This is a genomic window from Paenibacillus sp. GD4 (assembly GCF_030846225.1).
Taxonomy (GTDB): Bacteria; Bacillota; Bacilli; order Paenibacillales; family NBRC-103111; genus Paenibacillus_G; species Paenibacillus_G silviterrae.
The window spans coordinates 3,755,559-3,779,852 of sequence record NZ_JAVCYK010000001.1; the positions used below are offsets into that span (position 1 = coordinate 3,755,559).

A 24,294-nucleotide genomic window follows, 5' to 3' on the forward strand; every position below is an offset into this window, starting at 1 on the left:
AAGCTTCGCTTTCTTCATTAATACCCGTCCGTACGCTTCCCGGCCTGCGCCGCCAGCTGTGCGCCTTCATCCATAGATGACATTTCGTTCTTAACCTTCGAAAGGCCTTCCGCCACCCGGCGGCCGTATTCCGCATCGGCTCTAGTAAAATACTCGACCATCTTATCTTGGATTTGCGGATGGCATACCTTTAGCGCATTCACAAGGTTGGCGACGAGCTCGTCCTTCTCCCAACCCTCGAACCTCCGATAAGTGTCTCCTGCCTGTCCGAAATCATTCGTCCGGTCGAGCGTTTGACGCACCAGCCTCTCCCGATAGGCCGGTTCATGCTCTTTGCCGGCCGGCTGGGCTTCCTTAAGACCGCCGAGGAGCGACGGCTCGTAGTTGACATGCGGATTTTGGCTCGGACCGCGATCCACCTTGAACTCCATCTGCCCACCGCGCTGATTCGTGGCGACATGCGTCTTCGGTGCATTAATCGGCAATTGCAGGTAGTTCGTGCCTACGCGGTAGCGCTGCGTGTCCGAATAAGAGAACGTGCGCCCCTGCAGCAGCTTATCGTCAGAAAAATCGAGGCCGTCCACGAGTACGCCTGTGCCGAAAGCGGATTGCTCCACCTCGGAGAAATAATCCTCGGGGTTCCGGTTCAGCACCATCCTGCCGACCGGCAGGAACGGCCATTTCTCATGATCCCACAGCTTCGTCGGATCGAGCGGATCGAAATCCAGGTCCGGGTGCTCGTCATCGCTCATGATTTGAACGCACAGCTCCCATTCCGGATAATCGCCGCGCTCGATCGCCTCGTACAAATCCTGCGTGGCATGGGACGTATTCTTCGCCTGAATTTGCTCCGCTTCTACTTGCCGCAGATTTTTCAGCCCCTGCTTCAACGGCTCCCAATGATACTTCACAAGGACCGCTTCGCCGTCCTTATTGACCCACTTGTAGGTATTCACTCCGGAGCCCTGCATTTGACGATAGTTCGCCGGAATTCCCCAAGGGGAGAACAGGAACGTCACCATGTGCGTCGCTTCCGGGGAATTAGCAATAAAATCAAACATTCTCTCCGGATTGGACAGATTCGTTACGGGATCCGGACGGAAGGCGTGTACCATGTCGGGGAATTTCAGCGGATCACGGATAAAGAACACCTTCAGGTTGTTCCCGACGAGATCCCAATTGCCGTCCTCCGTATAGAATTTCACCGCGAAGCCGCGCGGGTCGCGGAAGGTTTCCGGGGAATGGCCTCCGTGAACCACGGAGGAGAAGCGGACAAAGACAGGAGTTTCCTTGCCCTTCTCTTGGAACAGCTTGGCCCTCGTGTATTTGGTGATCGGCTCATCGCCGACGGTTCCGTAGGCTTCAAAATAGCCGTGCGCACCGGCACCGCGGGCATGCACGACCCGCTCGGGAATGCGCTCCCGGTCGAAATGCGATATTTTCTCCAAAAAATGATAGTTCTCCATGGTTACGGGCCCGCGGCTGCCGATCGTTCTTACATTCTGATTATTCGAGATCGGGTGCCCCTGGCGGTTGGTTAACGTCATTGATTCGGATTGTCCGTTGTTGGTTTCCATGTCTTTGCCTCCATCAGCTCTTTATCCGTCCCAGTTTCTACCACCGGAGGAAAAACTATTCATAAACAGAGAACTTCTGATGTAATGCAACATTTGGCGTCTAAGTGCAGTCTTTCAAATAGGAAAGACCCGGCTATCAGGCCAGGTCTTTCCCATCAAACTTAGTCCTTTTTCGTATAAGGCACCTTCACATGGACGAACAGCCCGATGATCACCAGCACGGTAAGGGAGCCGAGTGCAATACGGCTCGCAAGATTGCCGCTGTCGGCGAGCAGCAGGGTGATCGTACCGTACAGCAGCGGTCCGACAATGGAAGACACCTTGCCGGAGAAGGCGAACAAGCCGAAGAATTGGCCCCGCTTCTCCTCCGGCGTCAGCTCCACGATCATCGTCCGCGAAGTCACCCACATGGCGCCCATCGCTACGCCGTATAAGCTTCCGGCCGCCCAGAACACCGGCTCACTCGTTGCCGTAGAGGCGAGAACAATCGAGATGATCATGATGACGGCAACGGCACTGACCGAGCGCTTAGCGCCGACGCTTCGGGTCACGTAGCCGAAGACGAACGAACCGATGATGCTCGACACCGTAGATACAAGGTAGAGCAGGATGAATTGGCCGGTAGAGAAGCCGATGACCGTTTTGGCGTACACGCCCATAACTGCGATGGCCGTAGCTACCGCGTCATTGAAGAAGAAGTACGCGATCATGAAGAGGAACACGGCACGATAAAGCTTCGCTTCCTTGAAGGTAGCGTAAATTTCTTTATACCCGCTGAAGAAGGAAGGCTTCTTAACGGACGCAACCTCCCGGGCGGGCTTCTCCTTATACAGGAAGAAGATTGGCAGCGAGAAGACGAGATACAGCAATGCCGTAGGGATGAACGATTCATGAAAGCCGTCATTGCCGATGAAAGGATACACGGAAAGTCCCATCAGTGTACCGATATAGCCGACTGCTACGCCGAACCCGGAGATAAGCGGTATTTCCTTCTCCTGCCCCAGATCGGAGATCATGGCGTCGTAGAACACGAGACTGGAGTTATAGAAAAATTTAGCTACCATGAACAGGAGCAGCACCATACATAGGGATGCCGGCAGGCCGGCCCAGGTCATCGATGTGTTCCAAGAAGCGAACAGTCCCATGAGCAGCGTGCTGAAGATACTGATGAGCGCGAAGGGGACGAGAAACTTCTTTTTACGTCCCGTCCGGTCGATCCATACGCCGAACAGCGGCGACATCAGCACTAGAAAGAAGCTGGCGAGCGCATTGGTGTAGGACACGAAGGTGCTGGCAATTTGGTTCATTTTCTCGCTGCCCCCAAGCACCTCCTGCAAATAAAACGGGAAAAAAATCGTTACGATGTTCGAGGTGAAGATCGTGTTGGCAAAGTCATAAAGGGCCCAAGCCAGAACGGGAATGGAAAAATAGAGGCCTATCCCCGATCGGGCGGGTGCGGGCTGCTGCAGGGGCGCTTTTGGGTTGGTCATGGATTCTCTCCTTCGATGCAAGAATGGGTACTGAAGGAATTCCATTGCGACAGGCGGAATTCCTCTTTCTTTACACGAATTTTATAGGGCGGTCAGCTTAAGAAGTTTTCACCATTCTGCTGCCGCTGCCATGGTACAATAGTGATGTCATTTTACGAATTAGAGGGGATGTTTATGTCTGCATTTCGTCGTTATGCTTCCGTAGTAACTATTGCAACGCTCTTGTTCTCCAGTCAGCTCCCCGCACCCTCCGCGAGCGCGAATGAGTCGGAACCGGTTGCTCCGGTGTCAGTGCAAATTAACGGTACGCTCCAAACCTACGAGCAACCGCCGATCATCTTGAACGGCTCCACCCTGGTACCGCTTCGCGGCATTTTCGAAGCGCTGGACGCCACCGTCATCTGGGACGGCAGCACCCGTACGGTGAGCGGGTTTAAGGATACAACGCGCGTGATACTTGCTATCAATAAGAACGAAGCGGAGATCAACGGGAAGGCCGTTCAGCTGGAGCAGCCTGCCGTATTGATCAGCGGCAGTACGCTGGTGCCGGCCCGCTTCGTCAGCGAATCACTCGGAGCCCAGGTCGCCTGGGATGAAGCGACACGTACTGTACGGATCACGACAAAGCCTCAAGGGTCTTCAGCCGATGTGTTCGCTAAGGCGTCGCATCAGCTGCCGCTAACGATTAACGGCATGGAGGATTACAAGCTGCCTTCTCCGCTGCCGGCCATTCGGACGAACGTCGGGACGCCTCACACGTTCAAGGCGAAGCAGTCTTGGAAGTCGTTCAGCACCAAGTATTTCGATATATATTACTTTGCTCAAGAAGAAGATGTGCTCCGGATGTCCACCCGGTTTGATCTTATACAGCAATTCCTGCTCGAGCGGTTCGGCGTAAGGCCGTTTGGCGAGCGGATTCCGGTATATTTTCAGGATGAAGAAAACTACACGCATGAATCCAGGCTGTCCTTCGGTCATGCGCGCTGGAATACGAACGAGAAGGCAATGTTCATTCAGCTGACGGAGGATACGAGCATTGACCGCGTTCTGGCGACGTTCAAGCACGAGCTGACGCACGCCATGACCTTCAGCCATCCCGAGAGCAAGCTGGATGCGAGCACGTTCCTCGGCGAGGCGGCGGCAACCTACTATGAGCAGGCGGAGCCGCATCCGAATTTTGTCCGTCACTCCGTCCTCTATGAGGCGTATAAGGGGAACCGGCTGCTGCCCTTCGCCTCGATCCCGGACAATAATCAGGAATGGAAGAAGGAGCAGATCTCGCTGATCTACGCGCAATCGCAGTCGTTCTACACTTATCTGGTCGAGAGCTATGGGGAGACGAAGATCAACAACCTTTGGTTCGTCCGGGGAGAATGGAAGGATGTCATCAAGCAGGTGACCGGCAAATCGGCAGAGCAGCTGGAACAGGATTGGAAGAACAGTCTGAAGGGAAGGTTCGAGCAAAACAAAGCGTACCGAGGCGTCCTGTTCTACGATGACGGGGCCAAATATATCGGAGAGCTGCGGAACGGCCTGCCCCACGGTCAAGGCAAGCAATTCTTCAACGGCCGTTTGCGCTACGAGGGAGGTTTTGCCGATGATAAATACCACGGAACCGGCACGTACTATCACGACGAAGGTGCCAAGTACGTAGGCGAGTGGAAAAACGGCGAGCAGGAGGGCCGGGGCAAAGCCTATGCGAACGACGGGGCGCTTATCTACGAGGGAGACTTCGTGAAAGGAAACTTCAACGGGCAAGGCACCTACTATTACCAAGGCGGCCAAAAGTATGTCGGGCAGTTCAGGGACGATAAGCCGAACGGGATCGGCACGGTGTACTCCGCTTCGGGGGAAGTGCTGTTCTCCGGAACCTTCAAGGACGGAGATCCGGTTCGATAGGCGATTTTTCCAGTCTTGTCCGCAAGAGGCGGTACGTGGTAAAATGTGGTCCAGAAGATGCCGTATAACGGAGCTGTCCTGCAGATGAACAAATATGAAGCTGAATTCAGCAATTTGGTTAAGGCTTACCGCAAAAGGCATATGGGCAAGGGGCCTCGTGAAATCCGCACCACCTTCTGTAAGAATTGGGCGATTTGCGAGATGGAGGGCAATCTCTCCCCGGTGGAGAAATTCATCGCCTCCGCCGTCGACGGGAAGCAGGTGCTGCGCTCCGCCCGCACGGAGATGGTGAAGGAAATATACCGCACCCATCCTCCCGTGGAGATGGAGGATCTGCTCGGGGCCAAATTCCTCGAGCTGTATGTCGATATCGATTTGGATAAGGATTTCGGAATGAGCATCTTTGTCTTCGATCAGAACATTGAGTTAAAATTCTCATAAACAGAATACAATGATCATGTGCCGTTGGCACTTGGCAGCGCTCCTGCTCAAGACTAACCGCCGCAATCGACGTAACACCTACCCCTGTATATCGTACGGGAGCTATGGGTTATGTTCGTTGCGGCTTTTTTCATGGAAATTCATGGGGTAGCGCTTACAAAATGTATGGACAAAAGGGGTAGTGAACATGGGAACAACCAAACATTCGGGACGGGTGAAGCTGCCGGGACGGCCGGACCCGAGCCTGTGGGTCAGCAAGGTGCCGTTCGGGCTGCAGCAGCTCAAGCCCAGACATATACGCGATACGCTGAAGGTGGCCTGGGAGAATCGCGATCAGCTTCCTTATGCGTACCGTATCCTTACGCAGGGCGTATGCGACGGCTGCGCGCTGGGCGTGTCGGGCCTGTACGATCAGACGCTGGAAGGACCGCACCTGTGCACGACAAGGCTGAACGTGCTTCGGCTGAATACGATGCCGGCCATACCCGAGAAGACGCTTCATGCGGATATTGAGGAGCTGCGGAAGCTGGACAGCACGGAGCTGCGCAAGCTCGGCCGCCTGCCTTACCCGCTGATCAGGAAGAAGGGCGAACGCCGCTTCCGCAGAGCAAGCTGGGAGGAGGCGCTGGAGCTGATCGCAGGGAAAATCCGCGCGATCGACCCGAAGCAGCTGGCCTTTTATTTGACGGCCCGGGGAATTACGAATGAATCGTATTATGCAGCGGCTAAGGTAGCACGCTTTCTTGGCACGAACCATATTGACAACGCTTCCCGAATTTGCCACTCGCCTTCCAAAACGGCATTGAAGCGCTCGGTAGGCATCGGCGCCTCGAGCTGCAGCTATAAGGATTGGATCGGCACCGATGTGCTGGTCTTTTGGGGCAGCGTAGCCGCCAATAATCAGCCGGTGTCTACCAAATATATGTACGCGGCGAAACGGGCGGGCACGAAGATCGTTGTCATCAATCCTTATCATGAGCCCTCCATGGATCGCTATTGGATTCCTTCGATTCCGGAGTCGGCGTTATTCGGTACGAAGCTGGCCGACGATTTTTACCAGGTCAACATCGGCGGAGACATCGCCTTCATGAACGGCGTCATGAAAGCCTGGTTCGAGATGGAGGAGGAGCAGCCGGGCTCGGCTGTGAATCATGCGTTCGTTAAGGAGCATACGAACGGTTATGAAGAGCTAAGGACTCACGTTGCCGCTTTGGGCTGGAGCGAGCTGGAGGCCTCCTCGGGGATGAGCTGCGAACGAATGCGGGAGTTCGCCCGGCTGCTGGCGGGAGCTAGCTCCGCCGTCTTCGTCTGGAGCATGGGGCTGACCCAGCACCGCTTCGGGACGGACAACATTTCGCAGGTGGCGAATCTGGCGCTGCTGCGCGGCTTTCTAGGCCGGGAGCATTGCGGCCTGATGCCGATTCGGGGGCATAGCGGCGTGCAAGGCTCCGGTGAAATGGGGGCGGACCCGTTCAGTCTCCCTGGAGGAGACGATACGGAGGAGAACCGGCGGCGCATAGAAGCGCTGTGGGGGTTTCAGCTGCCCGGCTGGCAGGGGGACATCGTCGGGGTATCGCTGGAAAATGCGCTGCTGCCGGAGGAGCATGAGCGCAAGCTGAAGGTGTTCTACACCTCCGGAGGCAATTTCCTCGAGACGATGCCGGATCCTGCGTTCGTACGCCGCTGTCTGGAGGCTACCGAGCTTCGCGTGCATCAGGACATCATCCTGAATTCATCTACGCTGGTGGATGCGCAGGAGACTGTCGTCGTCCTTCCGGCGATGACCCGCTATGAGCAGCCGGGGGGAGGCACCTCCACCTCGACCGAGCGCATGGTCTATTTCTCGCCGGAGATTGAAGGCCCGAGATTGCCCGAGGCCCGTCCGGAATGGCAGATTTATGCGGATTTGGCGGCACGGGTGAAGCCGGAGGCGGCTGCGCTGGTCCGCTTCGAAAGCGCCGAGGCGATCCGAAGGGAGATAGCACAGGCTGCGCCGAACTATGACGGCATCCAGTATCTGAAGGCCCGCGGTGACGTGTTTCAGTGGGGCGGCGCCTGGCTGTGCGAGGGCGGGATATGTCCGACGGCGGACGGCCGAGGCCGGCTCCTGCCGATCGAGCTGCCGGAGCGCCGCAAGCCGGAGGGACATTTCTATGTGACGACAAGGCGCGGGAAGCAGTTCAATTCCATGATCTACAGCGAAACGGATCCGTTTAACGGGGCGGACCGATATGACGTTCTGCTTCACCCGGACGATGCTGCGGCCATCGGTGTCCGTGAGGGAGACGCCATCGTGGTTTATAACCGCTTCGGCACGTTCCAGGGACGGGCGAAGCCGGAACGAGTGAAGGCGGGCAACATCGAGGTGCACTGGCCGGAGGGAAATGTGCTGCTGCCGAAGGGGGTTTACGAGCCGCATGCGGGCATCCCGGAATATAATACGGCCGTAATCGTTGAGAAGGCGGAAACGTTTCATGCGCTTAAGGACACCAAGTATGTGGAGAAGCGAATCGATGAGCTGGAGCTCGAAAGCGAGTGAGGACGATGGAGCGGGAGATGATGTCCCTAAGGCCGATTTGGCGTTACGAAGGAGGGGACTTTACCTTACGGCAGGATGCCGTTACGACAGAGCGGCCGATTACCGTCAGCATCGGCGGGGAGGAGTTCGCCACGATCGTTTGTACCCCTATCGATATCGAGGAGCTGGTGATAGGCTTTCTGGCCTCGGAGGGGCTGATTCGTACCGCCGACGAGCTTCTTTCCCTGCAACTGGATGAAGGCAAGGGCTTCGCCTACATCGAGCTTGCGAATCCCGGAATGCTGCAGCTTGCCGATCACTCCAAGCGGTTGATCGGCTCCTGCTGCGGCAAGAGCCGCCAGCTGTACTGGCGCAGCGATGCAAGGACGGCCAAGACGATCCGCTCCCGCGACCGGCTGACCCCGGAGCAGTGTGTGAAGCTTATGCGGGAGCTTCAGGAGCACTCCGTCGCCTTTCAGCTTAGCGGGGGGGTTCATAACGCGGCGCTGTGTACCGCGGACGAGCTGCTGCTCTGCCGAACCGATATAGGCCGTCACAACGCTTTGGATAAGGTGTACGGCCATTGCTTGCGGCACCGGGTGCCGATGAAAGGGAAGGTGCTGGCTTTTAGCGGGCGCGTCTCGTCCGAGGTACTGCTCAAGGTGTCAAAAATGGGAATCGGCACCCTGCTGGCGAGATCCGCACCCACCGAGCTGGCGCTTCAGCTGGCGGAGGACTTGGGCATTACCGTGGTCGGGTTTCTTCGCGGCGAGAGCTTCAACGTTTACACACATCCAGAACGGCTGGGCTTGCAGGCTCCTATGTGAGGTATCGGACTTATGCTATGATGGTGGATAGGAGAAAACTACTTTCTGCCAGGAGGCGCTGATGACCTATGGGCGTTACGCAAAATGCCAAGGGAGATTTTCAAGGCCAGTCCATCCTGCCGGCTGTCCGCAAAATGAAGGATATGGAGCGTTTGCTGGACACTCCCTATACGTGGATCGTGCTGCTCGACAGCCATATTTCCCAGCTGATGAGCATCGCGCAGCTGGCGAGGAGCCACCGCAAGCAGCTGCTCATTCACGTCGATCTGATCCAGGGTCTGAAAAATGATGATTATGCCATCGAATTCCTCTGTCAAAGCGTTAGGCCGGCCGGTATCATCTCCACGCGAAGCAGCGCGGTCGCTACGGCGAAGAAGCATGGGTCTCTAGCCATTCAGCGCCATTTTCTGCTCGATTCGGGTGCGCTGGAGATGTGCTACAAGCTGGCGGAGAAGATTCGCCCGGACTACATCGAGGTGATGCCCGGCGTCATGCCGCACATCATCTCCGAGCTGAGGCAGCGTCTGGAGGTGCCGATTCTCGCGGGGGGACTCATCCGGTCGGAACAGGATGTGAATTTGGCGCTGGAGAGCGGTGCCATAGCGGTAACGACCTCGCGCAAGGAGCTTTGGGATGCCTTTGCCCCTGCAGCCCCCGCAGCCCCCGCCCCGAGAGGCGGCGTATGACAGCTTACTGGGATGACAGACATCGGCCATGGCCCGTACCGGACCTGCCCTGGATCATGAAGCAGACATGGAACGATCTTCTGTTTGCCCATTGGCCGATTCGGCCGGAAGCGCTGCGCCGGCTGGTTCCGGGCAGCCTGCCTATCGATACCTACGACGGGTGGGGCTGGATCGGCGTCGTGCCCTTCGATATGACCGGCATTCGGATGCGAGGAATGCCGCCCATCCCCCTGACGGACCGGTTCCCGGAGCTGAATGTACGGACCTACGTCACAATCGACGGCAAGCCGGGCGTTTATTTCTTCAGTCTGGACGCCGCGAACTGGCTTGCCGTGAAGCTGGCACGGGCGTTCTATCATTTGCCCTACATCTACGCGCGTATGGAGGTTAAGCGGCGAAGGGAGATTATCAGCTACAAGAGCGTGAGGGCGAACGGCGCCCCCGGCGCATTTCAGGCGGCATATCGGCCGATATCCGATGCGTTCTTGGCAAGCCCGGGCTCCATCGAGGAGTGGCTGACGGAGCGCTATTGCCTATATACGCTGAACGGCTCCGGACAGCCCTGCCGCTGCGACATACTACATCCGCCATGGCCGCTCCGATTGGCCGAGGCGGAGTTCTTCATGAATACGATGACGTCAGCGCAAGGAATAGCCGTGGAGGAAACGAAGCCGCTGCTTCACTTTGCAAGCACGATCGATGTGCGGATTTGGCCTCTGCTTCGCGTGCGTTCCTAGCGAACACTTCATAAAAGCCCCTGCTTCGGGGAATGTTATCCATGTAAGGTACGGGATGCCATTCTTTGGAGGAGGGGTTCTTTTGATGGATTCGGCCGTGTGGGAGCGAGTGAAGAACAGCCTTCAAACCTCACAGGATGTCATCTGCAAGGAGTTAACCAGTGCCTCCCGGCAGATGGAGCTGCTGTATATTTATTTCCTCATCGACGATCAGAAGATGTATTTCCAGATCATCGAGCCCTTTTTCCGCTTGGCGGAATCGTATCCTCAAGCCGTCTCCTCTCTTCCTGCTGCAAGAAAACCGAAAGACTATCAAGATATGATGGGAGCTGTTCTTGAGGGACAAGTAGCCCTTCGTATTGAGGATCAATGGTGGCTCGTAGACGTACGCAAATATGAAGCCCAAAAGGTGAACGACACGCAGGTGGAGACGGTCATTCAGGGACCGCAGGATGCCTTCAGCGAGAACATCCAGATCACTCTGAACATGCTGAGAAGCAGGTACCGCGTGCCGTCGCTGAAGATCGAATCAATGAAGATCGGGGAAAGCTCCCGAACCACCGTGGCGCTAGTATATGATGACGAGATCATCGACAAGAAGATGCTTCATGAGGTCAAGAAGCGCCTGGGCTCGATTCGGGTGAACCTCCTCCAATCTGCCGGTGAGCTAAGTCAGCTGCTCATGGAGCAGAGGTGGACACTGTTTCCAAGACACATGATTACGGATCGTCCGGACCGGGCTGTTTTAAATTTATCCAATGGTAAAATCATCCTTGCTGTAGAGTCGACGACCTTCGTACTCGTACTGCCTGCTGTTTTTTTCGATTTCTTCTCATCGATGGACGAGCCGACGCAGCTTCCGTTGGTCGGGTATTTTTTGAAGCTTCTGCGTTATTTCGGCTTATTCATTACTGTGGCGCTTCCGGCGTTTTATGTGGGAGCAACCTCCTATAATCCCGAGCTGTTTCGTGTCCAGCTGGCTTTGATGGTATCGGGCAGCCGTTCGGCCGTTCCTTACGCATCTTATTTGGAAATTATCATCATGCTGATTATGATGGAATTTCTCATTGAGGCCAGTGTCCGTCTCCCGAAGTCGGTAGGCTCCACCGCAACGACGGTCGGCGGTTTGATTCTCGGTCAAGCGGCAACGGAGGCGGGACTGGTCGGAAATATCATGATCATTATCGTGGCGGCCGTAGCCATATCCAACTTCGTCATACCGATCAATGCCATGAGCTTTGCCGTCAGGGTCATCAAATATCCGCTTATCGTGCTGGCCTCTTTGTTCGGTCTGCTAGGGATTGTTGTCGGGCTTGTATGGCTCGTCATGTATTTAAGCAGCCTGCGCAGCTTCGGCCAGCCTTATCTGAAGCTGTTCCAGCCGGGGGTCATCAAGCGTCACCAAATAGGGCCGGGAGGCACAAACAAAGGACGGTGAAAGTGTCCGGATGGCACCGAGATATTTTTATTACCTGGTATTCATCAATGCCATGCTCAACGTCATCCAGTATGTGCCGAGCGTACTGATCGATGCGCGCTTCGACGGGGCGATCATCGCATGTTTGCTCTCCGTGTTAATCAGCACTTTGCTGATGTACCAGGTGGTCAAGCGGCTCGGGGAATTTCCCGGCCAAGGCCTGCCTGAGCTCATGAAGCGCTACATGCCGAAAGCCGTCAGCGCTTCGATTATCGTCATATGCACAGGCCTATGGTATACCGCCGGGCTGTGTACACTGCTGGGCTTCACTATGCTGACGGTAGAGTACATCGACCCGTCGTTGTCGGAAACCGTCGTCATGGTGACCTTCCTCTTGGTTGTTTTGGCTGTTGCCCGAATGTCCTCGGATAGCGTAATGTACGGTACGGAGATGCTGTTTGTCGTCAATCTGCCATTGGTATTCTTTATTTTGTTCAAAACATTGACCGGAGACGGCATACGCTGGGATACGATGCTGGATGTACTTACCCATGCACATAGCTGGCCGCCCTATACCACCTTTGCAGCGACGACCTTTATTCTGAGCGGTTATATCAATATGGTCGTTTTTAACCGGGTCTTTAGTATACCGATCAAAACCAAGTGGCTCCCCTGGATCATTGTGCCTACCTGTATGGGAGTTGTGCTGACGACCTTCCTTATCCCGTTTCTCTATCATGGTACCGTTACTATCGACCGGTATTTATTTCCCTGGATCATGACGGCGGATGCGATCCGGATGGACTTCTTTCTGGTAGAGCGATTGATGTTCATTTTTTTGCTGGTCTACGTATCGATATCGCTGATCAGCATTTCTATACACTGGCATGTCGGCCTGGAATTTGCCAAAAGCCTGCTGCCGTTTCGTGAAGGCAGCAAGCTTAGCTCCTATAGCATCGGCGCGGTCCTGGTGCTTTTCGGGGCGATTGCCCTTTGTTTGGTGCCGCTGAACAGCCTTCAGATCGAGGATTTCAATATCGCCTTTCAGCTGGTCCGATTGCCGGGGGAATGCTTTATTCTGCTGGTCATCATATATCTTCAAAAAAAGAGGCGGTCCCTTTGAGATTACCCTGCGGTAAGGATACGACCTTCCGTCCGTATATTCTCCTGTTGCTGCTGCTCGTGCTGTTGACGCTTTCCGGCTGCGGCTTCAAGGATATCGACAAGCGTTTCTTTGCGGTTGTCCTGGGACTGGATGCTCCGGAGGGCGACCCGAACGGAGTTCGTCTTTCGCTGAAGATGGCGATTCCTCACTCCGAGCCCAAGTCCGGCCAGGACAAGTTTCAGGTGTTCACTCAAGAAGCCCGTACGGTCAGCGAAGCGATATCGATGATTAAATCGAAGATTGACAAGGAACTGGATTTGGGACATATCAAGGTGATTGTTTGGGGAGAAGAGCTGATGAAGAGAGGCGGTCTTGAGAAGGAGCTCGACTGGGTGATGCGGCAGCGCGACCTCCAGGGGATCGCTTGGGTTGGAATCGGGCGCCCCACAGCGACGGAGGTCCTGTCGCTTAGAACGTCCTATGAGAGATATCCGGGGAACGCGCTCTTTCTTTCCTTCGGCAACACAGGTGTGGAATCGAAAAAAATCGTTTCCCAATACTCCTTTTCCTTTTTCCGGGACTTGGTGGAGCCGGGCACCAACGCAGTCATGCCCATTATCGAAGCGCAGAAGGACCACTTTGTGATCGACAAAAGCGGCATTGTGGACAAGAAAGGCAAGCTGGTGATGCTGCTTACGCCCGATGAGACCAAGCTGATCAACTTTTTCAATAAAAAAACCGACGAAATGTTTTTGCTGGTTGAACAAGAGCACCAGAGCTTCTCTATACTCTCGCGGGACATTAAACTGAAGTATCATGTTCTTGACGATGGGGAAGGCGGTGTTCGAATTGCAGCGCGTTTTGACATCCTGGGGGTGATACAGGAAAGGCATGACCATGAGCCTATCACGGATGAGCAATTGCCGGAGCTGGAGAAGCTTGCCGAGCGGCAGATCGAGCAGCAGCTGACGAAACTTCTGTTGAAGCTGCAGAAAAACCGGCTGGACCCGATCGGCTTCGGCCTTCGTTACAGAGCTGCACGCTGGGACAGCTACGAACAGGAGGTAGAGTCCTGGGAACGGCTCTATCCGAGGGCTGCCTTCGAGGTAACCGCCAAGTGCCGCTTGGTAGACACAGGTTATATCCGCTGACCGGGATCGGGATCGGCCCTAAAGCCGAAGGCTGCAGCTCCCATATAGAGTGCTGCAGCCTGATCGGTTTATTCCGTTAGTCCAAAACCACGTCCGCTGCTTTAAGCAGCTCCTGCAGTTCCTTGACTTCAACCTGACCCGGCAAGATGCCATGGTGAACCGCAAGGCCCGCTGCCGTTCCGGCCGCTTGACCCGTCGCCATACAGCTTGGGGTTAAACGCGTGGTAGCCAGTGCTTCGTGGGAGGTAGAGATGCAGCGTCCGCCTACGAGCAGGTTCGTGATCCGCTTCGGCAGAAGACAGCGGTACGGGATGTCGTAAGCGCCGTCCCCCTTTACCCATGCGGCTACGACGCCTTTCCCCGAGGGATCATGGATATCGATCGGATAGCCGCTGCGCGCAATTACATCCTCGAAGCGCCGTCCTTCTATGACATCATTCGCTTGCAGCGAGTACTGTCCATCGATCCGGCGCGTTTCGCGAACTCCGATCTGCGCGCCGACCTGCGACAAGGACGCCTTCTCGAAGCCGGGCAGGTTCTTGGTCATGAAATCCGCTACCTGAAGCACCTGCTTGCGGCCAAGCTCCTCCGCTTCGGTGAGATCCTCGACTTTCGTTCCGTCCAGCCCTTGTACCCTTGTCGTATTGACGAGCACTTCGTCCTCATTCGGCCCGGTAAAGAACAGCACCTGATCGCGATTGATCGGCAGCGCCGCAGCCTTCCAGTGCTTAAAGAAGCCGAGAACGCCGCTAAGCGGCAAATCGGCGAGCTCATCGATCGGCGTCTTTTTGTAAAATTCGTCCGGATGCTCCAGCATGTACTGCTTCACCTTGGCCAAATCCACGCCGCGCATGCGGAACTTCATCGTCATCGGCTGCGTCAGGCTGTCCCCCTCGCGTCCTCTGAAGCAGGGCGCCCCGCTAAGGTAGGCTACATCCGCATCGCCCGTCGTATCGATAAACACCTTCGCCTCTACACGAATCCGTCCGGACTTGGTGGTCAGCTCTACCGATCGAATCCGGTTCTCCTCCGTTTGCACCTGATCCACAAAGCTGTGAAGCAGCAGCTTGACACCGGCCTCCTTCATCATGTCGATCGCAAGCACCTTGTACACCTCGGGATGATACGGGGTGATCGTATTTACGAAGCCGACGGTATCCCGCACGTGACCCGGAGAGGCGTTCATGCTCATCAGGCGATCGATGATCTCCTGTCCGAGTCCGCGAATGACTTGCTTCCCTTCCGTCGTATGGAAGGTCATCCAAGGGTACACCAAGGCAGCCGTAGACATTCCCCCGATGAAGCCGTATCTTTCGACTAGAACGGTCTTCGCTCCGCTTCGTCCTGCTGCAATGGCTGCGCATACGCCGGCCGGACCTCCTCCGATCACCACGATGTCTGCTTCCATTTGGCGAAGAGCTGCTGTGTTCATGGCCATGTCTCCTTTTGTTCACGATTTTTTATTATTTTATAATAAAAATCGCTTTAAATTTAGTATCATTTTTGTTTAAATTATAAGGAATCCGTGTAAAAGGGTGAGTACGCCATGCCTAGAAGGAAGTCGGTTACGTTACAGCACTTGGCGGAAGAGCTGGGCTTAACGATTCAAACCGTGTCCAAGGCGCTGCGCGGACATTCGGGGATGTCGGAGGAAACCCGGCAGCTGATCCTGCAGACGGCCTCGCGCCTCGGCTACCGAACCAAGGAACAGCTCCGCCAGCTGGAGAGCGACAGAATCTCGCCTTATCCGTTATATCAGCGCAGGTTTCTATTGGTGCTCAGCGAGCAATCGGTTGCCTTCAACCGGCTGCTGCTGCAGGGCTTGCATGAGCGGTTCGCCGAATTCGGGCACCGCATCGATACACTTCTGCTGCCCGCGAAGCTGAAAGCGGCGGACTATGAGGAGTGGCTGGAGGAGCACGGTGTGCTTTATTGCGACGGCATTTTCATCGCACCGCGAATTACGCCCGATCAGATGGAGGAGAGGCTTCTGGCTCTGCCGCTTCCCCGCATCCTGTTGAACTTTCCCCCACCCGGTGCAAAGGTGGACAGTGTCGTGTGGGATGTGTATGAAGCGATGTATCTCGCGGTCCGGGAGCTGGTGAAGGCAGGCCATAGGAACATCCTATACTGCGGCGACATCCTTTCCCAGCGCGGCTACGTGCTTCGGTGGCAGGCCTTTCAGGAAGCGATGAAGGAGCATCGGCTGACCGTGAAGAAGGAGGAGCATGCCGTTCATGTGAGGGGTACCGGTTCCCCGTGGCTGGAGCAATTCGAGCGGCAATGGCTGAAGCGGAAGCCAACGGCTGTCATTTGCGGGATCGACGAAGAGGTTGCTCCTGTGTATTACCGGATACAAGCCTTTGCCAAGGTGCCGGATGAATGCTCTCTAATCGGCTTTGTGAATGAACAATCCGATTGCCTGCCCCTGCTGGACCGTCCGGCACTGCTTATACGCGAAACCGGGTACCGTGCCGCCGATCGGATGCTTTGGAGGATCGCCAATCCGCAGCGTCCTTACGAACATATTCGCATTCAAGGCGAATATGTAACGGGAAACACCGTGATTCGGAAACCATCAAGCGAAATTCGTAATAAATTAAGCGAAAACCATCATATTTCTTGAATAAACCTGAATGTTTCCGTTCGAATCGGTGTATAATGGAGCTATATGAACCTATTCTAGTAAATTTTTGCAATTGCTTTAACAGGGAAGGGTAATCAAACGATATATATTTAGGAGGAATTCACATTATGGATCCAATTTCGTCTCTGTCGGAACTGATCGCAGAGCAAAAGGCGTCTTCCTTCGTGGAAATTCCCGGGGTTGTTTCGCGTACCTTCGGCCAGACAACGCTTTCAACGACGCTGCCGATGAGCAAGCTATTTTCCATTTACGAAGTAGACTTAGAAGTACAGCGTTCCATTGTTCCGCAGAATCTGTCCAAGCTGATGGATTACATTATGCTGTATTTGGATCACCAGCAGGGGATTTACTTCCCAGGCATTATTCTTTCCGCCCGCGGAGCAGGGGAATATGACGAACAGTCCGGCGTATATCGCCTTCAGGCGATCGAGAAGCTGTACTGCGTAGACGGGCAGCACCGTCTGGCCGCCTTCCGCCGTCTGATGGAAACGCTGCAAAGCGCGATGGCCCGGGCCAAGGACCGGAGAGAATACGACCGGATGGAAGAAATTACGGAGAAGCTTCGCAAGCTGTACGCTTTCCCGGTATCCGTCATGATTTATCTTGACATCAACGCTAGACAGGAACGCCAGCTGTTCTCCGATATCAACAAGCTTCCGCGCAAAATCGGCGGCAACCTGGCCGTGCTTCGCGAGCAGCGCCGTTTCTACCATGTCCTGGCTTCACGCCTGGTTGAAGAAGCGCCGGTGATGAAACAAATTCCGGTCGACATGTTCACAGAGCGGGGCAAAGGACCCGAGTATTTATTCTCCTACCATTTGCTGATCGAGATCATGATCGGTTTGTTCGAGGGACGTCTGAAGTCGGCGGCCCGCGGGAACGGGTACTATTTCGAGGAGAAGGATTTGGATGAGCATCTGAAGCTGGCCTCGATCTATTTCGAAAGCTTGCTGAATTATCTTCCAGAGCCGGAGAAAGGCGAGCTTTGCTGGTCGGAGAACCTGCAGATTGCGCTCGCGATGTTCTTCCACGACGAGGTGACGAAGACCGGCACCTTCAACAAGTACGCGCTGGATTACTGCGTCAAAATTTTACCGCACATCGATTGGAGTGCGATCTATACCGGAGATGAGAAGGATCGTCTGCCACGACGCTCCCGCATCATGAAGGCATATCAGTTTGTGAAGGACTTTTTCGAGGAGCATCACGTATTTCTCATCCGTGACAAGGAGGACGTAGGCTAATGGACGGACTTTGCCTGAAAATGACGATTCACCCGTTTTGCGATAAATTCGGCCTGGCAACGGTGCCGATTCAAGTTCAGGATTTGCTGAACTATACAATGATCGACCCGATGGTGCAGCGGAAGCTGAGCAACGGCCAGCGCCGCAAAATCGCCAATTATTTGCAGGAGCGCGAGATCGACCGCATCTTCTTCGGTCCTGTTACTTTGAGCCTTCGTGATGTCAGCTCGCTGGCAAAGGCGGACAACGGCTTGTTCCTGCGTCCCGGCTCGAAGCTGAGCATTCTTGACGGACAGCACCGGATTTTGGCGCTGGGCTATGTGAATGAGCAAATGCTTAAGGAGGTGCGCAGTCTGGAGAAAAAGATTGCCGCCTTCAAAATCAAGGTGCGCAAGTCTCCTGACAATGCCGAGGTAGCGCAGGAGCTGGAGCAATACGAAGGGCAACTGGTGGCGCTGGAGCGCCGTCGCTTGGAGCTGATGGAGAGTGAGCTGGCGGTACAGATCTACATCGGTCTCAGCGAGGAAGAGGAGAAGCAGCTCTTCGGCGACATCAACTCCAAGGTGCAGCTTGTAAGCAAGGAGCTCGGCCATTCGTTCGATTCCATCGATCCGCTTAACCTGGTCATCCAGCAGGTGGTCGACCACAATGTCTTCCTGAAGTCCGCAGGCGTCGAGCGCCGTGCGAATCTGACGGCATACAATAAGAACTTCACTTCGTTCAGCTGGCTTTACACAACGGCTACGATGCTGTTCACCGGCAAAATGCAGCCTTCCTACGAGCTGGCGCGCAAAATCAAGCAGGATCCTTCGACCTACATCGAAATTCTGCATCAATTCTATACAACGCTGCTACCGCTCATGCCGGAGCAGCCGGGACTTCCGCAGTACAGCTCCTCGGCGCGGGCGATGCAGGAGAGCATTGCGCTCTATGCGCATCGTCACCTGTTCGCGGACGGCAAGTACGTGAAGAACTGGAACAGCTGCATGAGCATCTTCGAGAACTTCGACTGGTCGCATGAGAATGAGCACCTGATCGAGCGCTTCGGCGTGCTGGATAACGGCAAGCTGAACCTGATTCATGAAAAATCGCTTCGCAAGCACGGCAAGCTGGTTCAGCTCTTCCAGGAGCTGCACGGCGATCCGGTAGAGGACGAAGCTACAGCCTAAGCAAAGCAAAAGCCACCCATTCACTGAGCCTAATGGCCGGAACGGGTGGCTTTTCATATTTTTCATGCCTTAATGTGTCGAGCAAGGGAGGGAAGCAAAGCTGCAAAAGTGCAGAAATTTATGACCCTAACCCAACTTCAGAACGAGAGTTGTGATAAAATACATCTTTCAAAGCGGACAATGGCTGAAAACGGGGTCAAGTGGTCTCGAAATGTTGTATTTTCTCAGAATTCAATCCATTTTTGAGTACAATTTTTGGGGAAAGCTGCGCGTTCGCAGAAATGTGCCCATCAAAGAAAGACCCTGGTTGCGTTAAGAGGTGGCATGCAGCTTGTTAATCACCATGACCGCCGCACCGGTCACCAGCGCCTCGTCGCCTAACGCGCCTTGGCTGAACACCACCTGGTAGGTAGGGTAGTGGTACGTATTTTGAATGGCTACCCGGGTGGCCGTATGGAAGAAGCTCGGATGGCTGGAGATAAGCGAGCCACCGAGAATGACCTTCTCCGGATGAAGGATGTTAAGCAGGTTGGATAAGCCGATACCGAAATAGGTGGCGGCTTGGGTGAACAGCTCAACGGTTAATGGGTCGTTCGCCTGGAGCGCTTGCTGCAGATGCGAAAAGCTGAGCCTCTCCGGCTGGGGCTCCAGCCTGCGCAGCAGCGTATCGCGCCCCTGCTTCACGCGGGACTGAGCCTGCAGCTCCAATGCATGGATCGAGGCGTACGATTCCAAAGCGCCGTAATTGCCCTCGCCCCATAGCCGCTGACCGTCCGTCTGGATAATCATCTGCCCGATGGAGCCTTCCATGTCGACGGCGCCGTAGACGATTTTGCCATCCGACATCATGGAGGAACGAAGCCCTACCCCGGTGTGGACATACAGAAGATGGCGGTAGTCCCGATTGCGATCCATCCAGGATTCGCCGATGATGGCTGTATTCGCTCCGTTATCCAGAAGGACTGGAAAGCCCAGGGCATCCTCCAAATACGGAGTAATCGGGATATTACGCCAGCCGGGCGCCGGGAAATGAAGCGGCTCCAGGATCGTCCCGCTGAAGCGGTCGAGCGGACCGACCGCGCCGATGCCCATGCCGATGACGGCGCGGGCCGGGATCTGATGCGTGCTCAGCATGTCTAGAACGGAAGCGATGATGTCCTTGAGCAAAACCTCAGGCGTCGACGCATCCGTCATCGGAAAGCGGCGGGAGTCGATTTTATTCATATGAAGGTCGCATAAGATCAGCTTAGAATAAAGCCGGGATATATCGAGACCGAACACGAAGCCGTAATGAGGGTTCGTCTCGTACAGAATCGGCCTGCGGCCGCCGGTAGAATCGCCGAAGCCCGCCTCCAGAATCAGCCCCTGCTCCACCAATTCGTCCAGCGTTCTAGTGAGCGTGCTGCCCGTGAGACCGCTTTGCTCGAGCAGATCGATTTTGGATACCGTGCCCTGCTTGCGAATGAGCTCGTAGATTTCTTTGTGCTTGCGTCCGGCAATTCGTTCCTCTATTTGCATTTGTTCCATAAGCTCCTCCGACCTCCGACGATTGGAGATGTAAGTCAATCCTCCTCATTATACTCGCTGCTCGAATTCTGGTAAAATAGGGAATGGTAATTTTCTTAATGAAAACAGCTGTAATATCAATGGACAAGAAGGTGAGCCGGATGAGTGATTGGTTTACGAAAAGCTTCGGAAGCGATTATATGATTGTATATAAGCATAGGGATTTGCAAGGGGCGTACAATGAGGTCCGTAAGATGATGGAATGGCTGGAGCTGCCGGAGGGCTCCGAGGTACTGGATCTGTGCTGCGGCATGGGCCGGCATTCGATGGCCTTGAGAGATTTCGGCTTCCGGGTTACCGGCGTCGATCTGTCCGGGGTGCTTCTGGAGGAAGCGAAGCGGCTCGACACGGGCGGCGAGGTGCGCTGGCTGCAGGGGGATATGCGCGCTGTCCCGCTGGACGAATCGTTTGATGCGGTCGTTAATCTGTTTACGTCCTTCGGCTATTTCGACGAGGATGCCCAAAACGAAAGAGTGCTAGGTGAAATTCACCGTTTATTGGGGCCGGACGGAAGGTTTATTATTGATTATTTAAACCCGGATGAGGTCAAGCGTACCCTGGTCCCGGTATCGGAGCGCACCGATGAAGGTCTGGCTATCAAGGAGATGCGCCGGATCGAGGATGGTTTCGTCCGCAAGACGATTGAAATCAAAGATCAGGAGACGGGAGAAATACGTACCTATGAGGAGCAGGTGAAGCTGTATGACAGCAAGACCTTTCTTGCGATGCTCGAGAGGGCGGGGCTTCAGGTAGAGCAGCTTTATGGCGGGTATGACGCTTCTTCCTATGATGCTGCGACATCCAAACGGATGATCTTCGTCGGTCGAAAGGGGCAAGCGTGATGGCAGGCGGAGTGAAGCTAACCGGTCCCGGAACGTGGGTCAGGCATGAGGATGTCGTGCAAGTCAAGGTGCCCCTTCCGTTCCCGCTGCGATGGGTGAATAGCTATTTGCTTGAGGGTCCCGAAGGCTTTACGCTGATTGACCCGGGGCTCCGGACGGCGGAGGCGGAGCAGCACTGGGAGGCGGCGCTGTCGGAGCTCGGCGTCGCCTTCACGGACATCGAGCGCATCGTGCTGACCCACCACCATCCCGACCACTACGGTCTGGCAGGGTGGTTCCAGCAGCGCTCGGGCGGCGCCCCCGTCCTCCTGTCGGGGACGGGGCTGAAGCAGGCCCGTCTCCTCTGGGGAGACGGGCAGCCCATGACGGAACAGCTGCTCGCGCTGTTCCAAAGACACGGCCTGCCGGCGGAGCTCGCTCCGCAGCTGCGGGAGCACATGGACGGCTTCGTGCCGTCCGTGTCTCCGCAGCCGCAGGTGACGCTCGTCCAGGCAGGCGAGACGGTACGGCTCGGCGGCGCGCCGTACGCGGCGATCGAGACGCCCGGCCATGCGGCGGGGCATCTCATGTTCTACGCAGCGGATTCGAGGAAGCTCTTCTGCGGCGACCATGTGCTGCCGCAAATATCGCCCAACGTCAGCTACCTGCCGGGCGGTATCGACGAGAACCCGCTAGCCAGCTATATGGCCAGCCTGGAGCAGGTGAGCCGGCTCGATGTCTCGCTGGCTTTCCCGGGGCACCGTGAGCCGTTCAGCCACTTCGCCGCACGGGCCCTTGAGCTGGTCCGCCATCACGAGGAGCGTCTCGGCCTGATGAAGGCGCAGCTCGCCGAGGCGAAGAGCGCCTACCAGGTATGCCGGGACACGTTCGGCGACCGGTTAAGCCTGCACCAGCTGCGCTTCGCGCTGGCGGAGACGCTCGCGCACCTCATCTGGCTGCGCGAGGCGGGACAAGTCCGCGAGACGGAGGCAGAGGGCCAGGCGCGGTTTATTGCAGGAACGGACTAATCGTTTGGCGAATGTGAAGTCGCTATTTCACGATAGGATGCCTTGATACGGCTCCCACGGCGAAATAGCGATTTTCTGCATTTACGGTACAACCGCTTTCCATACCGGTTCATGTAATTCACACACAGATCACTCTGCCATAATCGAGAACGAACTATGCCTTCCTTCAGCTGGGTGCAATTCCGCAGCATCAACGCCTTTAGCACCTTCAACTTTACTTTGCATATTTTTCGCATAATTGGGAAATAGTACATGGGATGATAGGATTACCATGTGTAACCGGAAGGGGGGGAAGGTTGGTGCTTAGAAGCCGAAGCGTCCGTCTTTTTGCCGCCGTTTCGCTCTCTGCAGCACTGGCGAGCGGGTGTGCGGAATGGGAGGGTCCCCGTATGCGAGCGGCGGAGGCACCGGCGTTTACCGCAGCGGGAATCGATGAAGCGAACGGCGGTATCCGGGTAACGACCTACCGGGCTGCGCGGCCAGGCCAGGTACAGCTGCTGCAGGAGCCCTCGTATCGCTCGCAGACCTTCACCTCACTGCAGGATGCCGCGTGGCCTTGGGAGCGCAAGCAAGCGCCCGACTGGATCGTGATCGGGCAAGCCTGGGTGGAGCGGCATGGCTTCTCCTCCGTATGGGCAAGCCAGCTGCACCGCATCGGCGTGAACCGCGGAAGGGCGCCGCAGGTAGCTGTTGTCGGAGGGACCGCAGAGCAGTATTTGAACCGCAGGGAAACGGCAGACCTCGGGTTTCAAAGCGTTCAACAGCTTGGCCTGGCGGATTATACAGCGTGGTCGGTCGACGGACGGATCTCTCATGAGGCGGATGTCGTTCTCCCTTTTTTGGAGCAAAGTTCCAACGGCGAAGGGGTTTCAGTACAGGCTCTTGTGTTTAAGAAACAACAACGGGTCGGGCTTCTGACTCCGTCCGAGACACAGCTGCTTGCTTGCCTCCAGGGCGTTCGCAAGCTGCCAGAGCTGACGCTGTCCTCGCAGCCCGGCAAGCTGGAATCCGTCTCGTGTCAATCTACGATCAGCAGCAACGGGGATCTTCAGCAGCCTAAGCTGCGAATCCGGCTGCACATTACGTCCTCCGGCCAAGAGGTTCCGGTGCAGGCGCTTCGTCAGGAGGTGCAGCACTTGCTCGGCTGGCTGCAGGACAAGCAGGCCGATCCTCTGCGCTTAGGCGATTCCATGCGAAGACAGCATCGCGGTTATTGGTCCGATGAGCGCTGGCGTGAGGTATACGCTAAGGCTCCGATCGAAGTCGAAGTGGCGACAACTTATCAAGGAGGTACAGGGAAATGACTACACGAAGCAAGCTTTTGCAGCATACATTATTGGCCATCGCCCTTGCTGCAGTGATTAGCGGCTGCCAATCGAACAAGGCGCCGGAGGCGGAAGGGACTCCGCCCAAAGCATCCACACCTGCGGAGACGCCGGGGCAAGCGACACCCCCTGGCCAGGCTGCCCAGCCGGGCGGTACGGGTACGACGCAGCCGGGTACGGGACAAGCCCAGCCTGCCCAGCCGGCTCAACCGGCGGCACCGGTTAAGCTTACGCCGATCACATATCAGGATGTGGATAAGCAAAGCCTGACGGAAATCGCGAAGCTCGTGAATCTCAAAACCATCTATCTCCCCCAACAAGGTGCAATGGATGATAAGATCGATCAGATGGGGACTACAGGTGATGGGCATCTCGTAGTCACCTATTACAAGATGCAAGTGACTCTTTCGACCAAAGCTTTGGAGCCGGAAGGCGACAAAGGTACTCCCGTGCAGCTGAAGAACGGCAAAGCAACTTGGCATACCGCGAACGGCCAGCCGACGCTTTACTTAAAGCAAGGAGATACCAATATTGCGCTCAGCTCCGCTAAAGGCTTGACCCAAGCGGATCTGCAGGCCATTGCGGAAACCATTGCACCGTTGAAATAAACGAAGCACCCTGGAGACCCATTCGCTTGCCGATGGGT

The 24,294-nt window shown here is 55.7% G+C and carries 19 protein-coding genes and 1 pseudogene; 16 read left to right on the plus strand and 4 right to left on the minus strand.

Going from position 1 to position 24,294, the window contains the following annotated elements; translation table 11 throughout:
- Window positions 1-17 precede the first annotated feature (17 nt).
- Window positions 18-1,565 (minus strand): annotated as a pseudogene (locus RAC89_RS18235) (catalase); the annotation flags it as partial.
- A 173-nt stretch (window positions 1,566-1,738) separates the two neighbouring features.
- On the minus strand, window positions 1,739-3,067 hold the full coding sequence (locus RAC89_RS18240) for an MFS transporter (protein WP_306615160.1): 1,329 nt from the start codon (window positions 3,065-3,067) through the stop codon (window positions 1,739-1,741).
- 174 nt (window positions 3,068-3,241) lie between these two features.
- Here RAC89_RS18240 and RAC89_RS18245 point away from each other — a divergent pair, with 174 nt between their 5' ends.
- The 9 genes from RAC89_RS18245 (at window position 3,242) to RAC89_RS18285 (ending at window position 13,848) form a co-directional block, all read left to right on the plus strand.
- Window positions 3,242-4,966: a stalk domain-containing protein gene (locus RAC89_RS18245; protein WP_306615161.1), complete on the plus strand. Its 1,725-nt coding sequence runs from the start codon at window positions 3,242-3,244 to the stop codon at window positions 4,964-4,966.
- Between the two features lie 84 nt (window positions 4,967-5,050).
- The gene (locus RAC89_RS18250; RefSeq protein WP_306615162.1) at window positions 5,051-5,407 is read left to right on the plus strand and encodes a Na-translocating system protein MpsC family protein; all 357 of its coding nucleotides are present in this window, start codon (window positions 5,051-5,053) and stop codon (window positions 5,405-5,407) included.
- A gap of 187 nt (window positions 5,408-5,594) precedes the next feature.
- Window positions 5,595-7,946, plus strand: coding sequence for an FdhF/YdeP family oxidoreductase (locus RAC89_RS18255; protein WP_306615163.1), 2,352 nt, complete (start codon window positions 5,595-5,597; stop codon window positions 7,944-7,946).
- 5 nt (window positions 7,947-7,951) lie between these two features.
- The gene (fdhD, locus tag RAC89_RS18260; protein ID WP_306616127.1) at window positions 7,952-8,752 is read left to right on the plus strand and encodes a formate dehydrogenase accessory sulfurtransferase FdhD; all 801 of its coding nucleotides are present in this window, start codon (window positions 7,952-7,954) and stop codon (window positions 8,750-8,752) included.
- 68 nt (window positions 8,753-8,820) lie between these two features.
- Window positions 8,821-9,438 carry a glycerol-3-phosphate responsive antiterminator gene (locus RAC89_RS18265; protein WP_306615164.1) on the plus strand — a complete coding sequence of 206 codons (618 nt, stop codon included), beginning with the start codon at window positions 8,821-8,823 and terminating at the stop codon, window positions 9,436-9,438.
- Entirely contained in the window at window positions 9,435-10,175 is a 741-nt protein-coding gene (locus RAC89_RS18270) for a YqjF family protein (RefSeq protein ID WP_306615165.1), read from the plus strand. The genes RAC89_RS18265 and RAC89_RS18270 overlap by 4 nt, the downstream gene beginning before the upstream one ends.
- 85 nt (window positions 10,176-10,260) lie before the next feature.
- On the plus strand, window positions 10,261-11,613 hold the full coding sequence (locus RAC89_RS18275) for a spore germination protein (protein ID WP_306615166.1): 1,353 nt from the start codon (window positions 10,261-10,263) through the stop codon (window positions 11,611-11,613).
- 10 nt (window positions 11,614-11,623) lie between these two features.
- Complete coding sequence (locus RAC89_RS18280; RefSeq protein WP_306615167.1) at window positions 11,624-12,715, plus strand: hypothetical protein; 1,092 nt, start codon at window positions 11,624-11,626, stop codon at window positions 12,713-12,715.
- Complete coding sequence (locus tag RAC89_RS18285; RefSeq protein WP_306615168.1) at window positions 12,712-13,848, plus strand: Ger(x)C family spore germination protein; 1,137 nt, start codon at window positions 12,712-12,714, stop codon at window positions 13,846-13,848. Before RAC89_RS18280 ends, RAC89_RS18285 begins: the two co-directional genes overlap by 4 nt.
- A gap of 76 nt (window positions 13,849-13,924) precedes the next feature.
- Here the strand turns inward: RAC89_RS18285 and RAC89_RS18290 are convergent, their stop codons facing one another.
- Window positions 13,925-15,280: an FAD-dependent oxidoreductase gene (locus tag RAC89_RS18290; protein ID WP_306615169.1), complete on the minus strand. Its 1,356-nt coding sequence runs from the start codon at window positions 15,278-15,280 to the stop codon at window positions 13,925-13,927.
- A gap of 114 nt (window positions 15,281-15,394) precedes the next feature.
- On the opposite strand from RAC89_RS18290, the gene RAC89_RS18295 reads away from it, so the two are divergent.
- From RAC89_RS18295 to RAC89_RS18305, 3 genes are all read left to right on the plus strand, one after another.
- On the plus strand, window positions 15,395-16,474 hold the full coding sequence (locus RAC89_RS18295) for a LacI family DNA-binding transcriptional regulator (RefSeq protein ID WP_306615170.1): 1,080 nt from the start codon (window positions 15,395-15,397) through the stop codon (window positions 16,472-16,474).
- A 128-nt stretch (window positions 16,475-16,602) separates the two neighbouring features.
- Window positions 16,603-17,739: a DNA sulfur modification protein DndB gene (locus RAC89_RS18300; RefSeq protein WP_284637801.1), complete on the plus strand. Its 1,137-nt coding sequence runs from the start codon at window positions 16,603-16,605 to the stop codon at window positions 17,737-17,739.
- Window positions 17,739-18,908 carry a DNA sulfur modification protein DndB gene (locus RAC89_RS18305; protein WP_306615171.1) on the plus strand — a complete coding sequence of 390 codons (1,170 nt, stop codon included), beginning with the start codon at window positions 17,739-17,741 and terminating at the stop codon, window positions 18,906-18,908. Before RAC89_RS18300 ends, RAC89_RS18305 begins: the two co-directional genes overlap by 1 nt.
- Window positions 18,909-19,220: 312 nt before the next feature.
- On the opposite strand, the gene RAC89_RS18310 is transcribed toward RAC89_RS18305, so the two are convergent.
- A complete protein-coding gene (locus RAC89_RS18310; RefSeq protein WP_306615172.1) occupies window positions 19,221-20,435 on the minus strand; it encodes an ROK family transcriptional regulator in 1,215 nt (404 codons plus the stop codon).
- A 140-nt stretch (window positions 20,436-20,575) separates the two neighbouring features.
- Between RAC89_RS18310 and RAC89_RS18315 the strand changes: the two genes are divergently transcribed.
- The 4 genes from RAC89_RS18315 to RAC89_RS18330 all read left to right on the plus strand — a co-directional run bounded on the left by RAC89_RS18315 (window position 20,576) and on the right by RAC89_RS18330 (window position 24,256).
- The gene (locus RAC89_RS18315; RefSeq protein WP_306616128.1) at window positions 20,576-21,316 is read left to right on the plus strand and encodes a class I SAM-dependent methyltransferase; all 741 of its coding nucleotides are present in this window, start codon (window positions 20,576-20,578) and stop codon (window positions 21,314-21,316) included.
- Window positions 21,316-22,323 (plus strand): MBL fold metallo-hydrolase, encoded by a 1,008-nt coding sequence (locus tag RAC89_RS18320; protein ID WP_306615173.1) that lies wholly within the window; start codon window positions 21,316-21,318, stop codon window positions 22,321-22,323. The genes RAC89_RS18315 and RAC89_RS18320 overlap by 1 nt, the downstream gene beginning before the upstream one ends.
- Window positions 22,324-22,622: 299 nt before the next feature.
- Window positions 22,623-23,627 carry a Ger(x)C family spore germination C-terminal domain-containing protein gene (locus tag RAC89_RS18325; protein WP_306615174.1) on the plus strand — a complete coding sequence of 335 codons (1,005 nt, stop codon included), beginning with the start codon at window positions 22,623-22,625 and terminating at the stop codon, window positions 23,625-23,627.
- Window positions 23,624-24,256, plus strand: coding sequence for a hypothetical protein (locus RAC89_RS18330; protein WP_306615175.1), 633 nt, complete (start codon window positions 23,624-23,626; stop codon window positions 24,254-24,256). Before RAC89_RS18325 ends, RAC89_RS18330 begins: the two co-directional genes overlap by 4 nt.
- Window positions 24,257-24,294: the final 38 nt, after the last annotated feature.

Excerpts from the sequence above, each read along its gene's own strand:
- RAC89_RS18240 (WP_306615160.1), bottom strand. The coding sequence starts at position 3,067 with ATGACCAACCCAAAAGCGCCCCTGCAGCAGCCCGCACCCGCCCGATCG.
- RAC89_RS18245 (WP_306615161.1), top strand. The coding sequence starts at position 3,242 with ATGTCTGCATTTCGTCGTTATGCTTCCGTAGTAACTATTGCAACGCTC.
- RAC89_RS18250 (WP_306615162.1), top strand. The coding sequence starts at position 5,051 with ATGAACAAATATGAAGCTGAATTCAGCAATTTGGTTAAGGCTTACCGC.
- RAC89_RS18255 (WP_306615163.1), top strand. The coding sequence starts at position 5,595 with ATGGGAACAACCAAACATTCGGGACGGGTGAAGCTGCCGGGACGGCCG.
- fdhD (WP_306616127.1), top strand. The coding sequence starts at position 7,952 with ATGGAGCGGGAGATGATGTCCCTAAGGCCGATTTGGCGTTACGAAGGA.
- RAC89_RS18265 (WP_306615164.1), top strand. The coding sequence starts at position 8,821 with ATGGGCGTTACGCAAAATGCCAAGGGAGATTTTCAAGGCCAGTCCATC.
- RAC89_RS18270 (WP_306615165.1), top strand. The coding sequence starts at position 9,435 with ATGACAGCTTACTGGGATGACAGACATCGGCCATGGCCCGTACCGGAC.
- RAC89_RS18275 (WP_306615166.1), top strand. The coding sequence starts at position 10,261 with ATGGATTCGGCCGTGTGGGAGCGAGTGAAGAACAGCCTTCAAACCTCA.
- RAC89_RS18280 (WP_306615167.1), top strand. The coding sequence starts at position 11,624 with ATGGCACCGAGATATTTTTATTACCTGGTATTCATCAATGCCATGCTC.
- RAC89_RS18290 (WP_306615169.1), bottom strand. The coding sequence starts at position 15,280 with ATGAACACAGCAGCTCTTCGCCAAATGGAAGCAGACATCGTGGTGATC.
- RAC89_RS18295 (WP_306615170.1), top strand. The coding sequence starts at position 15,395 with ATGCCTAGAAGGAAGTCGGTTACGTTACAGCACTTGGCGGAAGAGCTG.
- RAC89_RS18300 (WP_284637801.1), top strand. The coding sequence starts at position 16,603 with ATGGATCCAATTTCGTCTCTGTCGGAACTGATCGCAGAGCAAAAGGCG.
- RAC89_RS18305 (WP_306615171.1), top strand. The coding sequence starts at position 17,739 with ATGGACGGACTTTGCCTGAAAATGACGATTCACCCGTTTTGCGATAAA.
- RAC89_RS18310 (WP_306615172.1), bottom strand. The coding sequence starts at position 20,435 with ATGGAACAAATGCAAATAGAGGAACGAATTGCCGGACGCAAGCACAAA.
- RAC89_RS18315 (WP_306616128.1), top strand. The coding sequence starts at position 20,576 with ATGAGTGATTGGTTTACGAAAAGCTTCGGAAGCGATTATATGATTGTA.
- RAC89_RS18320 (WP_306615173.1), top strand. The coding sequence starts at position 21,316 with ATGGCAGGCGGAGTGAAGCTAACCGGTCCCGGAACGTGGGTCAGGCAT.
- RAC89_RS18330 (WP_306615175.1), top strand. The coding sequence starts at position 23,624 with ATGACTACACGAAGCAAGCTTTTGCAGCATACATTATTGGCCATCGCC.